We start from the raw sequence: 15,296 nt of genomic DNA, 5'->3' as shown, positions 1-15,296 counted from the left end.
GCGCCACGAGACGCTGATCCAGCGGCTGGCTCGCCACTGGGGACCGCCTGTGACGAGAGCGGCGCGTCGCCAAAACGGTGCGCAGCGCAGGTTTGACCACCCTGTCGACGGGCTACGTCCCTGTGGTGGAACATGACGACGCCCCGCTACTCGAGGCGCTGCAGAGCTATCACCGTCGGCACCGGTACGGATTCACCCCGCCGGGACATCGGCAGGGCCGCGCGGCCGACGAGCGTGTGCTGGAAGTGCTCGGCACGGACATCTTCCGCGCCGACGTGCTGGCTACCGGCGGCCTCGATGACCGGCGCGCGCAGGGCCGCTACCTGATGCGCGCCGAACAGTTGATGGCCGATGCGGTCGGCGCGTCGGAGGCCTACTTCTCCACCTGCGGCAGTTCGTTGTCGGTGAAGGCCGCGATGATGGCGGTGGCGTGCGGGCGGCGCGGCGACGGGCTGCTGGTCAGCCGCGACAGTCACAAGTCGATCGTCGCCGGGCTGATCTTCGGCGGACTGCAACCGCGCTGGATCACCCCGCGCTGGGACGCCGATCGGCATCTGTCGCACCCGCCGTCGCCCGCCCAGGTCGAGCAGGCCTGGCAGCGCCACCCGGACGCCGACGGCGCGCTGATCGTGAGTCCGACACCGTACGGAACGTGCGCGGATCTGACTGGTATCGCTGAGGCGTGCCACCGTCGGGCCAAGCCGCTTATCGTGGACGAGGCGTGGGGTGCGCACCTGCCGTTTCATCCCGGGCTTCCCAGCTGGGCGATGGATGCCGGCGCCGACATCTGCGTGGTCAGCGTGCACAAGATGGGGGTCGGATTTGAGCAGGGCTCGGTGTTCCACGTCCAGGGCGATCTCATTGACCGGGAGCGGTTGTGGGCCTGTGCGGACCTGCTGATGACAACCAGCCCAAGCGTGCCGATCTATGCGGTGATTGACGGCTGGCGTCGCCAGATGGTGCAACACGGCGCCGAGTTGCTCGATGTTGCTCTCAGCCGCGCGGTGCAGGTTCGCGCGGCGCTGCAGTCGCTGCCCGACGTGACGGTGCTGGAGGACGAACTCCTGGGGGTCGAAGCGTCCCACGACCTGGACCGGCTGCAGGTGCTTCTCGACGTGGCGGGGACCGCCACCTCCGGGTACCAGGCCGCGGACTGGTTGCGCGAGCATCGTGGCATCGATGTGGGCATGAGCGACCATCGCCGGATCCTGGCCACGCTGTCTATCGCCGACGACGAGGACACCGTCGCCATGTTGCTCGACGCGCTGCGCGACTGGCGGCGGGCGGCCGACCGGTTTGAGCCGCCGCAGCCGATCGTGCTTCCCGAGCCCAAGCAGTTGCAGCTGGAATCGGTGCTGAGTCCCCGCGAGGCGTTCTTCTCGGCCACCGAGACGGTCCCGGCAGAGCAGGCCCCGGGGCGCATCGCGGCCGAGCAGATCACGCCATATCCGCCCGGCATTCCGGCGGTGATTCCCGGCGAACTGATGACCCGCACGGTGATCGACTACCTGCGCACCGGGGTGGCGGCCGGGATGAATGTGCCGGACCCAGCAGACCCGTCGTTGTGCACTGTCCGGGTGGTGGCTGTCTGATCGCCGGGCCCGCCCCGCGCGGGCCGTTACGGTCCTGCTGGCCGGCCGGCCGGAACCGGCCAACGGCGAAGGGGCCACCCCGGGTTGGAGTGACCCCTTCGTGTTGGTGGATCAAGCGTGGCCCGAGCCGCAGCCGACCCCGGGAATGCAGCCCTGACCGCCGGGGACGCTGCCCGGGCCCTGGTTGACTCCGCCGGAACCGCAGGCGGTGCCGCCCGCAGTCGGGATGCAACCCTGGCCGCCGGGCCCGCCACCGGGCCCGCCGTCGGTGCCGCCGGAACCACAGGTGTCGCCGACGCAGCCGCCACCGCCCGGTTCGTTGAGCGGGAATTCGAATGCGCTGAGAGTGGTGGTGACACCGGCGGGAGCCGAAGCCGCCTCGGCGACACTGGCGGCGGCCAACGGTGCCGCGCCGAACGCCGAGACCAGAGCACCCGCCGCCAGCAGGGGTGCAGCGCGAAGGACAATTCTGGGTTTCAAGTTGAGGGTTTTCATGAGTTCGGGGTTATCCCGTGCCCGCCAGGGCTAAACCTCGATCCACCGAAGAATTGACCGGGTGACCGGGTGTCGCAATAGGGAAAGTGCCCTCTGAGCTGCGATGATTGGAGTTACCACACCACAATCTGAACAGCCCAAGAAAGGCACTTCCGGTGCAAGTGTCCCACAGGTTCACCACGTCGTCGGCGGTCTTCGATGATGAGCATCTCGTGTCGTGCGCCGGGCTGGTGCCGGTGATGACCTTGGCTCAACAGAGCCGCCTTTCGGTGCTGTTGGAGCAGAAGGTTCGTTTCACCTGCGAGCGGATCAAATCTGGTGCGGCCAATCCGTCCCCGAAGCTGACCACCCTGATCGCCGGCATGTGTGCCGGCGCGGACAGCATCGATGACCTCGATATCGTGCGCTCGGGCGGGATGAAGACCCTCTTCGACGGCGTGTACGCATCATCGACGATCGGAACCCTGTTGCGGGAGTTCACCTTCGGGCACACCCGCCAACTCGAATCAGTGCTGCGCGAGCACCTGGCCGCGCTGTGCTCGCGCGTCGATCTGATCCCCGGCGCCGACGTGCGGGCCTTCGTCGACATCGACTCGCTACTGCGCCCGGTCTTTGGTCACGCCAAACAAGGGGCCTCGTATGGGCACACCAAGATCGCCGGGAAGCAGATCCTGCGCAAGGGCCTGTCGCCGTTGGTTGCCACGATCAGCACCGACAGCGGTGCGCCGGTGATCGCCGGTGCGCGGTTGCGGGCAGGCAAGACCAACTCCGGTAAGGGCGCAGCCCAGATGATCGCTCAGGCCGTGGCGACCGCACGTGCCGCTGGTGTTACCGGGCAGATTCTGGTGCGCGGCGACTCGGCGTACGGCAACAGCACCGTGGCGACTGCCTGCCGCCGCGCCGGAGCCCGATTCTCGCTGGTGCTGACCAAGTCAACCGCCGTGGCCGCGGCCATCGACTCCATCGATAACAACGCCTGGATTCCGGTCAACTACCCCGGCGCAGTGCGCGACCCCGACACCGGCGGATGGATCTCCGACGCCGAAGTCGCCGAAACCACCTACACCGCTTTCAGTTCCACCGATCACCCGGTCACTGCACGGTTGATCGTGCGCCGCGTCAAAGACGCCCGCTACCCAGACGCCCTGTTCCCGGTGTGGCGGTACCACCCGTTCTTCACCGACACCGACGAACCGATCGATGCCGCCGACATCACCCACCGCCGCCACGCCATCATCGAAACCGTGTTCGCCGACCTCATCGACGGACCCCTGGCGCACATGCCTTCGGGGCGGTTCGGGGCCAACTCGGCTTGGATCCTGTGCGCCGCGATCGCCCACAATCTGTTGCGCGCGGCCGGTGTCCTGGCCGGCGCGACGAACGCCGTCGCGCGAGGATCCACACTGCGCCGCCGCATCGTCAACATTCCGGCCCGACTTGCCCGACCCCAACGGCGGCCGACACTGCACCTACCCAGCCACTGGCCTTGGGCATCAACGTGGACCACCCTGTGGCGCAACACCATCGGATACAGCCCACCAGCGGCAATCCCCACCTGACCACCCGCCGAAAGGCCCGACCGGAGCACACAGGAAAAGCTGGACAGACCAGCAGCTACACGCTGCCCACCACCCACAGCACCGCAAAAATCAATCCCCAGACACCTCAACCGGGTCGATCCACGGATCGAGGCTAAACCTGATTCGCCGCTGCGCCGGTTCCTGGGTGGGGTTCCGGGCCGTCGAACTGCGGCGCTGATCTGGGAGTTCCCGATGGCGCTCGACTGTCACAAATTGTGCGTTCGGGGTGCGAGGGTCTCGCCCGGTCCGCGGCACGCAGAATATTCGTACGTATGTGCGGCTCGGGGAGCGTGACCTGCAGTCCTCCCCAACAGAGGTAGATCATTGACGTCAAAGTTTGGGCGGAGTGGTGTCCGTAGCAGCGGGCGTTGATGAGGCGGATCTTGGCGTTGATGCCTTCGATGAGGGCGTTGGAGATGCCGAGTTCGCGGCGGCAACGGGTTTGAATGATCGCCGGCCGGGTACCCCGCCGGAATGAGAATCGCGCGAGTCTTCGGAGTGATAGCCATGATTTGGCTGCTCGTCGGTGTGCTGGCGGTGTGGCAGCGTGACTACTTCACCTCGCGCACACCGAGTTGCGGCACCGCGGCAGACATCGCCCTCACCGTGGTGGCCGGGCCGCTGAACTATATGGGCGTCAACCCGCAGGTGGGTGAATGCAGACTTCCCGAACCGGCGGCGTGATCATCGCCATGCCGTAGCAGGGGCCACGCGGTAGCAGGGATTACTCGCTGCGCTTTCCCGATTTTCCCGCTGCGTTTCCCCGCGTTCCCACCACAGTGCCCCCACGTTTTCCCCACCACACAGAAAGTGAGATCACGATGATTGTCGTCGGCGCAATACTTCTCGTCCTCGGATGGCTGCTCAACATCCATGTCCTCTGGGTTCTGGGGGTGGTCCTGCTTGTCGTCGGTGCCGTGTTCTGGCTCCTCGGCATGATGGGGCGCCCGGTCGCCGGTCGCCGGTCTTGGTACTGACGCCGGCCAGCCCGCAGACTTTATAGGAAGGTTCGGACGTGACGAATCCCGTTGACCCCGTTGACCATGCCCGCACCACCCGACCGCATGCCGGCGAAACGGTCAAGAACGCCCGTAATCTGCCGGCCCTGGTGGTTGTCGGGGTGGCCGTGGTGCTGTTCGTCGCCTGCCTGGCGGCCTTCGCCACCGGTCATCCTCAGCCCGCGGCGCTGCTCGCGGGACTCTCCGCGGTAGGACTCGTGCTGGGGCTGGGCTGGCTGGGCATCGAGCATCGGCGGGTGCGCCGGATCGAGGACCGTTGGTACGACGAGCATCCCGGCGAGATCCGGCAGCCGCCCAACAGCTGATTCCGCGACCTGCCCGAATGGCTGGCCGACCCGGCGGGTCGGCCAGCCCGCCGGGGTGACGAGGCAAGGAGGCGAGGACAGCGAAATCGGCATTGCGAAGGCCACAATCAGAAGGTCAAAGCCACACTCAGAAGTCAAAGGCGGTGACCAGGACAGCGGCGTCGAGGGCCAGCAGACCCAGCCCCGTCAGTGGCACCAGGATCCCTCGGCGGAGTCGGGCGGTGACCACGGACACCGCGACGCAGACGACGGCGATCACCGGTGCGCCGTACACCAGCACGCCGAACCAGAATTCATTCGGCACGCGGTCGGCGCAGGCACCGCCGGTGCACCCCGCCAGCCCCATCACCCCGGCCATCGCGAGCAGGTACACCGCGCCGGCGGCCGGCAGGGTCAGCAGGGCCAGCGCCCAGTTCCACGCGGTTCGGACTCCGGGCCGGGGTTGGCCACTGGGCTGGTCGGCATCGTGCGGGCTCGTTTCGGTCATGGAACCTGCGTACCCGGTTTGGCTGATTCCTGCACGGGTACTGCTATTGACATCCGGTTCAACGCGATGGTCGTGGGAGTAGCGTGACCGTCAAACTGGTTGGAGGTCTCATGGGGCAGGACGACGTCACGGCGGGCGCACCGGGGGCCGGTGCCCGGACGGTCGAGATCAAGGTGCCGGCGCGGGTGGAGAACCTCGCCACGCTACGGGCCGTCGTCGCCGCGATCGCCACCCTCGAGGACCTCGATCTCGATTCCGTCTCCGACCTGCGACTGGCCGTCGATGAGGCATGCACCGCGCTGATCCGGTCGTCGCTGGAGGGAGCCGATCTGGTGCTGGTGGTTGATTCGCGTGACGACGCGCTGCACATCAACGCCTCCACCACCAGCGGCACCGGCAGCGCGATCGCACCCGGCAGCTTCGGCTGGCATGTGATGAGTTCGCTGGTCGACGAGGTGCTGGCCGAATCGCCGCGCGACGGTGTGGACACCGCAGGCGTGGTGGGGGTAACGCTGGTCACCAGGCGAGTGAGTTATTTGCAGTGACGTCGGAATACGCTGACGTACTGGACATGTTCCGGCTGCTCGACGGGCTGGCAGAGGACTCCGAGGCGCACGCCGAGCAGCGCGAACGCATCATCAGCCGATGCCTGCCGCTGGCCGACCACATCGCGCACCGCTTCAACGGACGGGGAGAAGCACGCGATGACCTGGTTCAGGTCGCCCGGGTCGGGTTGCTCAACGCCGTCAACCGGTTTGATGTGTCGACCGGCTCGGACTTCGAATCCTTCGCCGTCCCCACCATCATGGGGGAGGTGCGCCGGCACTTCCGGGACAACAGTTGGTCGGTGAAGGTACCGCGGCGCCTCAAGGAGCTGCATCTGCGGCTCGGATCCACCAGTGCCGAACTGGCGCAGCGGTTGGGGCGGGCGCCGAATGCCTCAGAGCTGGCCGACGAACTCGACATGACCCGCGAGGAGATCGTCGAGGGCCTGATTGCCGGCAGTTCCTACAACACGTTGTCGATCGAAGGTGGCGGCGGTGGTGACGAGGATGCACCGGTGATCGCCGACTCCCTCGGCGATGTGGACGCGGCGCTGGAGCAGATCGAGGACCGCGAAACCTTGCGGCCGGTGCTGGCGTCCCTACCGGAGCGAGAGCGCACGGTGCTGCTGCTGCGGTTTTTCGACTCGCAGACGCAGACCCAGATCGCCGAGCGGATCGGTGTCTCTCAGATGCACGTCTCCCGGTTGTTGGCGAAATCGCTTGCGCGACTACGCGATCAGCTCGAATAACCGGGCCGAACGGCGGCGAACCGCGTCCAGGGCCGCCGCCACCGTCGGATGGATCGGCAAGGTGACGTCGCAGATGCCGACCAGTCGGTGCACCGCCGCGCTGGCGGTCATGCCCCAGGCGACACGCTCGGCGGCGCACTGGTCCTCGAGCTGTTGCAGCGCAGCCAAGCCTGCGGTGCCGCAGAACGAGACCTTGGACAGATCGAGCACCAGTCGTTCGGTCCGGGCGGTGTGTTCGCCGGCGTGGGCGGCGAACTCGGGGGCGTTTGCCGCGTCGATTTCACCGTAGACGCTGACGATGGCCGTGGTCGGCGAGAGCCAGGTGGTGCTGAACGAGGCCATCGGCCCGTTGGTGTGCGACATGGGGGCAATCGACGTGGGGGCAATCATTGAGGTGGCAGGCATGGTTACTTCCTCAGTCGGAATACATGTATTCGTCCTGCGGCGAAGGCTGAAGGGCCGGACGGGAGTTCTGCCCAGCTGTCAACGAACGCTGCAAGCGGCTGTGAACTCAACCTGAACTGAACACTACGCCACCAGCGGGGGGCGGACAACCGATTCGGCAGCGGAGAACGCTGTGCGCCGAGTCCCGAACGCCGCGATCAGCTATCTCGTCAGCGCCTATCGATACCACTGACCAGCAGCGACAATGATGAAAAAGCGCCCCCGGCAGGAATCGAACCTGCGACCTAGGGATTAGAAGGCCCTTGCTCTATCCAACTGAGCTACGGAGGCATCGCGGGTGCCAGTCTATCCGGGTGGCGGGCACCGCCGGGGGGCCACCGGCGCCGCCGTTGCGGCCACCGTCTGCCGTCTCGTCGCGGCGCGCCCGGCGGAAATGCCGACGGGGGGCCATAACTTGGTTAATGTGACTGTCGGCACAACACTTCAGGTGTCTGATGTAACTCGCGGTCGGGCAATGACGCCCCCGCCGGTCTTCGAGGAGTTCGCCGACAGATGAGCGCTCGCGTGGATATGTTGCGGTCCGGATCGGTGCTGTTGCGCGGTGCCCCCACCCTGGCGGGCTGGCTGGCCGGCTGGGCGGCCACCGAATTCACCCCGCACGCCGTTGCCGGGCACGCGCTGTCCACCGTCGGGATGCCGCACTTTGAGCGGCTGACCAATTCCTGGGGTGCCCAGCGCGCCGGCCACGTGCTGACCGATGCGCTCGGCGCGGCGTTCGGCGACAACTTCGGTGAGCTGGCCCAGCATCCGTTCGACGCCTCGCACCTGCGGCACAGCGTCGCCGGTATCTGGCACGCCACCAAGCACCGCAAGCGGTTTGGGGCCTCGACCACCGAAATCTCCTACGGTCCGCACCAGCGCGACCATCTGCTCGACATTTGGCGGTCCCCGGACCTGCCGGCCGATGCGGCGGCGCCGGTGTTGCTGCAGATCCCCGGCGGCGCCTGGGCGATCAGCGAGAAACGCGGCCAGGCCTATCCGCTGATGGCGCGGATGGTCCAGCACGGCTGGATCTGTGTGTCGATCAACTACAGTCGCAGCCCGTTCTCGGCGTGGCCCGCGCACATCACCGACGTCAAGCGCGCCATCGCCTGGGTCCGGGACAACATCGCCGGTCACGGTGGTGATCCGAATTTCATTGCCATCACCGGAGGGTCGGCGGGCGGCCACCTGGCGTCGCTGGCGGCGCTGACCGCCGACGACCCGACCCTGCAGCCGGGCTTCGAACACGTCGACACCAGCGTGCAGGCGGCGGTGCCCTACTACGGTGCCTACGACCTGACCGATGCGTCGAACATGTGCGCGCTGATGATGCCCTTCCTGGAGCAGTTCGTCATGCGCGCCCGCATCGGCGACCGGCCGGAGCTGTTTCGCGACGCCTCGCCGATGCACCGGGTACACCGTGACGCGCCGCCGTTCTTCGTGCTGCACGGCAGCAACGACGCCGTCATCCCGGCCGGCCAGGCCTCGGCGTTCGTCTCCGCGCTGCGCGGCGCCGGGGCGCAGACCGTCGTGCACGCCGATCTGCCCAACGCCCACCATGCCTTCGACGCGCTGGCCACGCTGCGCTCGCAGCTCACCGCCGAAGCGGTGGCCAACTTCCTGGGCATCAGCTACGCCCGGCATCGCGCGGGCCTGCAGCAGCCGCCGCTGGCGGCCACGGCCGGCTGACCGGCGCCGCTCGCCCCTCCCGGTGCGGTCGGGCCCGTCGTTCGGCACAATCGACGGCGTGAGACGGCACCGCCGACTAGCGTTGCTGCCGCGGGCGTACCCGGGTGATCGCGGCCGGGCCGGATGAAGGGCAGGGGACACGGTGAGTGACAGGGTGACGGCCGGGCTGCCCGATGAACTCGGCGCCGTCGACCAGCTGCTGCACCGCGGCGAGGCCAACCCGCGCACCCGCTCGGGCATCATGGTCATCGAGATTTTCGACCGGGCCCCGGACTGGCAGCGTTACCGCGCCACCTACGAGAGCGCCTCGCGCCGGATCACCCGACTGCGCCAGAAGGTGGTGATGCCCACGCTGCCGACCACCGCGCCGCGCTGGGTGATCGACCCCGACTTCAATCTGGACTTTCACGTCCGCCGGCTCCGCGCGCCGGAGCCCGGCACGCTGCGCGAGGTTCTCGACATCGCCGAGGTGGCGCTGCAGTCACCGCTGGACATCTCCCGTCCGCTGTGGAGCGCCACCCTGGTTGAGGGGCTGGCCGGCGGCCGCGCCGCCCACATCGTGCACCTGAGCCATGCCATCGTCGACGGCGTGGGCGGGGTGGAGATGTTTGCCAGCATCTACGACATCGAGCCCGAACCTGGCCCGAAACCCGTTCTGCCGCTGCCTATTCCACAAGATTTGTCCTCCATTGAGTTGATGCGGGAGGGGCTGTGGCGGCTGCCGGCCTCGGTTGCCGGCGGGGTCGCGTCCCTGCTGGGCGAGACGGCGGGTGTCGTTCGAGGCGCGCTCGGCAACCCGGTGCGAACCGTGACCGGGGCGGTGGGCTACCTCGCCTCCGGCGCCCGAGTGATGCGGCCGGCCGCGCCGCACTCGGCGCTGCTGGCCCGGCGCAGCCTGTCCAGCCGCACCGAGGCCATCGACATCCGGCTTGCCGATCTGCACCGGGCCGCCGGGGCCGCCGGCGGGTCGATCAACGACGCCTATCTGGCCGGCCTGTGCGGGGCGCTGCGGCGCTACCACGAGGCGATGGGCATGCCGGTGGGCACCCTGCCGCTCGCCGTTCCGGTGAACCTGCGCTCGGAGGACGATCCGGCCGGCGGCAATCGCTTCGTCGGACTCAACCTCGCCGCGCCGATCGGCACCGCCGATCCGGCCCGGCGGATCGGGCGGATCCGCAACCAGATGATCAAGCGACGCGAAGAGGTCGCCCTGGACATCACCGGCGCTGTCGCGCCGGTGGTCTCGCTGCTGCCCGACGTCCTGCTGGAATCGATGGCCGGTTCGGTGGTCGTCTCCGACGTCCAGGCCAGCAACGTGCCGGTGTACCCGGGCGACACCTACATCGCCGGGGTAAAAGTGTTGCGGCAGTACGCTGTCGGCCCGCTCCCGGGTGTCGCGATGATGGCGGTGCTGGTGTCCCGCGGCGGCTACTGCACGATCACCACCCGCTACGACCGCGCCTCGATCACCGATCCGGAACTGTTCGCCGACTGCCTACGGGCCGGGTTCGACGAGGTGCTCGAACTTGCCGGTGACCCCATACCGCGTTGCCGTCCGGCGTCTTTCGACCCGGAACCGGACGTCACCGCGGACCCGTCCGGGGATGCGTCGATACCATCCCGGCCCGAACCTTCAGCGGAGGTGCGTTCGTGAGTGAATCCAAGGAAATGCGTCTGCCCGGATCGGTCGCCGAGATCAAGGCGAGTCCCGCCGGGCCGCATATCGGCGCCTTCTTCGACCTCGACGGCACCCTGGTGGCCGGTTTCACCGGGGTCATCCTGGCCCAGGAACAGTTCCTGAGTCGGGAGATCGGTCTTGGCGGTCTCATCTCGATGATCGAGGGTGGTCTCAACCACAAGCTCGGCCGACTGGAGTTCGAGGGGCTGATTCGCAAGGCCTCGCAGGTGGTGCGCGGTCGCACCCTGGGCGACCTCGACGAGATGGGCGAGCGACTGTTCCACCAGCGCATCCGGTCCCGGGTCTACCCGGAGATGCGGGAACTCGTCCGCGCGCACCTGGACCGCGGCCACACTGTCTGCCTGAGTTCCTCGGCGCTGACCCTGCAGGTCGAGCCGGTGGCGAAATACCTGAACATCCCGAACACCTTGACCAACGTCTTCGAGGTCGACGACGACGGCCTGCTGACCGGCGAGGTGGTCAAGCCGATCCTGTGGGGACCGGGGAAGGCCAATGCCGTCCAGAAGTTTGCCTCGGAGCGGGGTATCGACCTGGCCGACAGCTACTTCTACGCCGACGGCGACGAGGACGTAGCGCTGATGTACCTGGTCGGCAACCCGCGCCCGACCAACCCCGAGGGCAAGATGGCGACGGTCGCCAAGCAGCGCGGCTGGCCGATCCTGAAGTTCAACAGCCGCAGCGGTTCCGGGCTGTCCGGCCTGGTGCGCAACGTCGCCGGGGTCTCGACGATGTTCCCGGTGGCGGCCGGGGCGATCGGCTGGGGCCTGCTGACCCGCAGTCGCCGCCGCGGCCTGAACTTCTTCACCACCAACTTCTCCCAGCTGCTGCTGGCCGCCAACGGCGTGCGGCTCAACGTGATCGGGGCCGAGAATCTCAGCGCAGCGCGCCCGGCGGTCTTCATCTTCAACCACCGCAACAATTTCGATCCGGTCATCACCTCGGCGCTGGTACGGGACAACTTCACCAGTGTCGGCAAGAAGGAACTCGAACGCGATCCGCTGGCGGGCATCCTGGGCAAGCTGATGGATGCGGTGTTCATCGACCGTGAGGACACCGCGTCCGCGGTGGAATCGCTGCACAAGGTGGAAGCCCTGGTGGACAAGGGACTTTCGATCATCATCGCGCCCGAGGGCACCCGGTACGACACCGTCGAGGTCGGCCCGTTCAAGAAGGGACCGTTCCGGATCGCGATGGCTGCCGGGGTCCCCATCGTGCCGGTGGTGATCCGCAACGCCGACGCGATCGCGGCCAGGGACTCCAGCACGATGAACCCCGGCAGCGTCGACGTCACGGTGTTTCCGCCGGTGTCGGTCGCCGACTGGACGGTCGATGACCTGGCCGAGCGCATCGACGGCATCCGCCGGCTCTACCTGGACACCCTGGCGAACTGGCCAGAGGGCAATGAACCTCCGGATATCGCCGAATATCTGAAACCGGCTGCACCCGCGGCAAAGAAGGCGCCGGCCAAGAAGGCACCGGCACAGAAGACTGCGGCGAAGAAGCCGGCGGCGAAGAAGGCGGCGGCCGAGAAGACCGCGGCAGAGGCACCGGCCACAGCGCCGGCGAAGAAGGCCCCCGCGAAGAAGGCCCCCGTCAAGAAGGCCGTGCCGCCGGCCCGGGCCGAGCAGGCACCCGTGCCGAACACCCCCGCCGACGGCGGTGAGCAGCCGTGACCGAGCTCCCGGGCTCGGCGAGCCTGCGCCTGGACGGCGACGTCTTGATCCTGGCCGCGGTGTCCGCACCGGCCGAACTCGATCTGCTCAACGACTGGGTCGCCGAACAACGTTGGGCCAATCCACGTTCGGCGATCGAGGTGCTGCGGCTGCCGCGGACCGAGCCGTCGGCGGCCGTGGTGGACACCGTCGTTGAGCAACTCAGCGCCGATCGCGACCGTTCGGTGGTACCGGTCCGGGTGTTCTGGACCGCCGCCGGGCTGCCCACCCGGGTCAAGGTCCTCGGTCTGCTGGCCGGCCGGGACACTTACCGGCCGCCGGCGAAGCTGCAGCACCGGATCCTGCGCCGCGATCCCTCTCGCGCCCGCGTCGTCGCAGGCGAACCGGCTAAGGTTTCCGAGCTGCACGACCAGTGGGACCAAACCACCGTGGGCGGTGATCCGCGCGAGTTCGCCGGCTTCGTGCTGCGCCGCGCCGAGCTCGCGGTCGAACGCATCGAGTACCGGTTGCTCGGCCCGGAGTACAAGTCGCCGCGTCTGATCAAACCGGAGATGTTGTCCTCCAACAAGTTTCGGGCCGGGCTGGAGAAGGTGCCCGGCGCCACCGTGGAGGCCGCCGGGATCATCCTCGACGAGCTGGCCACCGGCTGGAGCCGATTCTCGGTGGACCTCATCCCGTCGTTCTCCAGGTTCCTCTACCGCCGTGGCTTCGATCCGCAGATCGACTACGACGCCGGGCAGGTGGAGCAGATGCGGGCGGCGCTGGAAACCCATCCGGCGGTGATGCTCTGGTCGCATCGGTCTAACCTGGACAGTGCGGTGCTGACCGTCGCGCTGCAGGAGAATCAGCTGCCGCGGGCGCATGTGTTCGCCGGGGTCAACATGTCCTTCGGTTTCATGGGACCGTTGCTGCGCCGCTCCGGGGTGATCTTCATCCGGCGCAACGTCGGATCCGACCCGGTCTACAAGTACGTGCTCAAGGAGTACGTCGGCTACCTGGTGGCCAAGCGGTTCAACCTGTCCTGGTCGATCGAGGGCACCCGCTCGCGCACCGGCAAGATGCTGCCGCCCAAGCTGGGACTGCTGACCTACGTCGCCGACGCCTACCTCGACGGCCGCAGCGACGACATCCTGCTGCAGCCGGTGTCGATCAGCTTCGACCAGCTGCACGAGACCGCCGAGTACGCCGACTACGCCCGCGGCGGGGAGAAGACCCCGGAGGGATTCGGCTGGCTGTACAACTTCATCAAGGCGCAGGGCGAACGCAACTTCGGCCGGATCTACGTTCGGTTTCCCGAGCCGGTGTCGATGCGCCAGTACCTCGGGGAGCCGCACGGCGAGCTGGCCGATGACGATTCGGCGCGGCGGCTGGCGCTGCAGAAGATGGCGTTCGAAGTGGCCTGGCGGGTGCAGCGGGTCACCCCGGTCAACGCCTCGGCGCTGGTGTCGGCGCTGCTGCTGACCGCCCGGGGACTGGCGATGACCGTCGGCCAGGTCCACCACACCGTGCAGGACTCGCTGGATTACCTGCAGCGCAAGCAGACCCCGATCACCGGGAGCGCCGAACGACTGCGGACCTCCGACGGTGTCCGGGCGGCCCTGGACGCGCTGTCCGGCGGGCACCCGCTGACCCGGATCGACGGCGGCCGGGAACCGGTCTGGCGGATCGAGCCCGAGGACGAGCTGCAGGCGGCGTTCTACCGCAACAGCCTGATCCACGCCTTCTTGGAAACCTCGATCGCCGAGCTGGCGGTCGCCTACGCGGCGCGCGCCGACGGCGACCGGCTGGAGGCGTTCTGGTCCCAGGCGATGCGGTTGCGGGACCTGCTGAAGTTCGACTTCTACTTCGCCGACACCGCGGCGTTCCGCGAGCACCTCGCCGAGGAGATGGGTTGGCACGCCGACTGGCGCGATGACCTGGCCGCGGGCGGGGCGAGCATCGACGCGCTGCTGTACGCCAAGCAGCCGCTGATGTCGCACGCCATGCTGCGGCCGTTCATCGAGGCCTACGAGATCGTCGCCGACGTGCTGTGTGACGCCCCCGCCGAGGTGGGGGAGAAGGAGCTGCTGGATCGGGCGCTCGGGGTGGGGCGGCAGTACGCCGCGCAGCGCCTGGTGCGCAGCAACGAGTCGGTGTCGGCACTGCTGTTCGCGACGGCCCGGCAGGTCGCGGCCGACCAGAACCTGCTGACCGCGGACCCCGAACTGCCCGAGCGGCGCGCGGCGTTCCTGGCCGAACTGCGCGGCATTCTCTCCGACATGGACCGGTTGCACGTGATCTCCCGCCGGCAGTTCGCCGACCGGGACACCGCCCGACGGTCGGATCCGGCGGCCCGCTGAACCAGGCGGTCGTGGCGCGGGTTTGTCCCCAAGCGCGGATTCGTGCACAGCCCGGCGCCCCGGTGGCCGTCGGCCGCGTCGGGTTGTCGGGCCGCTGGTGGTCAATGGTGGCAGGCCGCATCGATCCGGTGCGGCGGCAAGCACCACCGAAGGGACCACCATGTACGGGGAAATGACCCTGACCGTCGTCGGCCGCATCGTCACCGACCCGACCCGCCGCACCGCCGGCACCCAGGACGTCGTCCGGTTCCGGATGGTCTGCAACGGCCGGCGGCTGCTGGAGGACGGCAACTGGGAGGACGCCTCGTCGCTGTTCGTCAGCGTCAACTGCTGGGGCCGGCTGGTCACCGGCGTGGCCGCCAGCCTGAAGAAGGGCGACGCGATCATCGCCGTCGGCACCGTGCACACCAATGAGTACCTCAACCGCGACGGCGTGCCGCGCTCCTCCCTGGAACTGCGCGCCACCGCCGTCGGCCCGGATCTGGCGCACTACATCGCCCGGCTGGAGAAGTGCGTACCGTCGCCGGGCCCGGAGGCCGTCGAGCCCGAGGATCCGGAGACCGTTGCGGAGGTCGAGCGGGAGCCGCAGTCGGCCTGAATCGCGCCGGGGCTGGCGGCGGGTGACCGGCCGCCCGGGTCGTCCTCATAGGATGGGTGCAACCACACCTGCCCATGAG

At 68.2% G+C, this 15,296-nt stretch carries 15 protein-coding genes, 1 tRNA gene and 1 pseudogene; 12 read left to right on the top strand and 5 right to left on the bottom strand.

Annotation, left to right across the window (positions count from 1 at the left end; translation table 11 throughout):
* Nucleotides 1-125: 125 nt before the first annotated feature.
* Nucleotides 126-1,592: an aminotransferase class I/II-fold pyridoxal phosphate-dependent enzyme gene (locus G6N10_RS07635; RefSeq protein WP_085097224.1), complete on the top strand. Its 1,467-nt coding sequence runs from the start codon at nucleotides 126-128 to the stop codon at nucleotides 1,590-1,592.
* A 111-nt stretch (nucleotides 1,593-1,703) separates the two neighbouring features.
* On the opposite strand, the gene G6N10_RS07630 is transcribed toward G6N10_RS07635, so the two are convergent.
* Complete coding sequence (locus tag G6N10_RS07630) at nucleotides 1,704-2,087, bottom strand: PE-PGRS family protein (protein WP_085097162.1); 384 nt, start codon at nucleotides 2,085-2,087, stop codon at nucleotides 1,704-1,706.
* Between the two features lie 155 nt (nucleotides 2,088-2,242).
* Between G6N10_RS07630 and G6N10_RS07625 the strand changes: the two genes are divergently transcribed.
* The gene (locus G6N10_RS07625; protein WP_163742322.1) at nucleotides 2,243-3,646 is read left to right on the top strand and encodes an IS1380 family transposase; all 1,404 of its coding nucleotides are present in this window, start codon (nucleotides 2,243-2,245) and stop codon (nucleotides 3,644-3,646) included.
* A 304-nt stretch (nucleotides 3,647-3,950) separates the two neighbouring features.
* Here G6N10_RS07625 and G6N10_RS20790 read toward each other — a convergent pair.
* Nucleotides 3,951-4,094: pseudogene (locus tag G6N10_RS20790) on the bottom strand (transposase); the annotation flags it as partial.
* Nucleotides 4,095-4,174: 80 nt separating this feature from the next.
* Between G6N10_RS20790 and G6N10_RS07615 the strand changes: the two are divergent.
* From G6N10_RS07615 to usfY, 3 genes are all read left to right on the top strand, one after another.
* Nucleotides 4,175-4,351, top strand: a complete 177-nt coding sequence (locus G6N10_RS07615) for a hypothetical protein (protein WP_308206148.1) — start codon at nucleotides 4,175-4,177, stop codon at nucleotides 4,349-4,351.
* Between the two features lie 137 nt (nucleotides 4,352-4,488).
* Complete coding sequence (locus G6N10_RS20020) at nucleotides 4,489-4,644, top strand: DUF6131 family protein (protein ID WP_165757685.1); 156 nt, start codon at nucleotides 4,489-4,491, stop codon at nucleotides 4,642-4,644.
* 38 nt (nucleotides 4,645-4,682) lie between these two features.
* Nucleotides 4,683-4,991: a protein UsfY gene (gene usfY, locus G6N10_RS07610; RefSeq protein ID WP_085100263.1), complete on the top strand. Its 309-nt coding sequence runs from the start codon at nucleotides 4,683-4,685 to the stop codon at nucleotides 4,989-4,991.
* A gap of 127 nt (nucleotides 4,992-5,118) precedes the next feature.
* On the opposite strand, the gene G6N10_RS07605 is transcribed toward usfY, so the two are convergent.
* Complete coding sequence (locus G6N10_RS07605) at nucleotides 5,119-5,478, bottom strand: hypothetical protein (RefSeq protein ID WP_085100266.1); 360 nt, start codon at nucleotides 5,476-5,478, stop codon at nucleotides 5,119-5,121.
* Nucleotides 5,479-5,588: 110 nt separating this feature from the next.
* Between G6N10_RS07605 and G6N10_RS07600 the strand changes: the two genes are divergently transcribed.
* Nucleotides 5,589-6,023 carry an ATP-binding protein gene (locus G6N10_RS07600; RefSeq protein WP_085100269.1) on the top strand — a complete coding sequence of 145 codons (435 nt, stop codon included), beginning with the start codon at nucleotides 5,589-5,591 and terminating at the stop codon, nucleotides 6,021-6,023.
* Nucleotides 6,020-6,772: a SigB/SigF/SigG family RNA polymerase sigma factor gene (locus tag G6N10_RS07595; RefSeq protein WP_272937774.1), complete on the top strand. Its 753-nt coding sequence runs from the start codon at nucleotides 6,020-6,022 to the stop codon at nucleotides 6,770-6,772. Before G6N10_RS07600 ends, G6N10_RS07595 begins: the two co-directional genes overlap by 4 nt.
* Here G6N10_RS07595 and G6N10_RS07590 read toward each other — a convergent pair.
* A complete protein-coding gene (locus tag G6N10_RS07590) occupies nucleotides 6,752-7,135 on the bottom strand; it encodes an STAS domain-containing protein (RefSeq protein WP_163742319.1) in 384 nt (127 codons plus the stop codon). The genes G6N10_RS07595 and G6N10_RS07590 overlap by 21 nt on opposite strands.
* Before the next feature lie 298 nt (nucleotides 7,136-7,433).
* Nucleotides 7,434-7,507: transfer RNA gene (locus G6N10_RS07585), tRNA-Arg, on the bottom strand.
* Between the two features lie 222 nt (nucleotides 7,508-7,729).
* Between G6N10_RS07585 and G6N10_RS07580 the strand changes: the two genes are divergently transcribed.
* The 5 genes from G6N10_RS07580 to G6N10_RS07560 all read left to right on the top strand — a co-directional run bounded on the left by G6N10_RS07580 (nucleotide 7,730) and on the right by G6N10_RS07560 (nucleotide 15,217).
* Nucleotides 7,730-8,908 carry an alpha/beta hydrolase gene (locus tag G6N10_RS07580; protein WP_085100278.1) on the top strand — a complete coding sequence of 393 codons (1,179 nt, stop codon included), beginning with the start codon at nucleotides 7,730-7,732 and terminating at the stop codon, nucleotides 8,906-8,908.
* Between the two features lie 142 nt (nucleotides 8,909-9,050).
* Entirely contained in the window at nucleotides 9,051-10,562 is a 1,512-nt protein-coding gene (locus tag G6N10_RS07575) for a wax ester/triacylglycerol synthase family O-acyltransferase (RefSeq protein WP_085100281.1), read from the top strand.
* 14 nt (nucleotides 10,563-10,576) lie between these two features.
* Nucleotides 10,577-12,280, top strand: coding sequence for an HAD-IB family hydrolase (locus G6N10_RS07570; protein ID WP_085100766.1), 1,704 nt, complete (start codon nucleotides 10,577-10,579; stop codon nucleotides 12,278-12,280).
* The gene (locus G6N10_RS07565) at nucleotides 12,277-14,619 is read left to right on the top strand and encodes a glycerol-3-phosphate 1-O-acyltransferase (RefSeq protein WP_085100284.1); all 2,343 of its coding nucleotides are present in this window, start codon (nucleotides 12,277-12,279) and stop codon (nucleotides 14,617-14,619) included. Before G6N10_RS07570 ends, G6N10_RS07565 begins: the two co-directional genes overlap by 4 nt.
* 160 nt (nucleotides 14,620-14,779) lie before the next feature.
* Nucleotides 14,780-15,217 (top strand): single-stranded DNA-binding protein, encoded by a 438-nt coding sequence (locus G6N10_RS07560; RefSeq protein WP_085100287.1) that lies wholly within the window; start codon nucleotides 14,780-14,782, stop codon nucleotides 15,215-15,217.
* Nucleotides 15,218-15,296: the final 79 nt, after the last annotated feature.

The sequence above is a fragment of the Mycolicibacterium fallax genome, assembly GCF_010726955.1.
Lineage (GTDB): Bacteria > Actinomycetota > Actinomycetes > Mycobacteriales > Mycobacteriaceae > Mycobacterium > Mycobacterium fallax.
The sequence above is the reverse complement of the archived record's forward strand: the minus strand, read 5'-3'. Positions and strand labels throughout refer to the sequence as shown.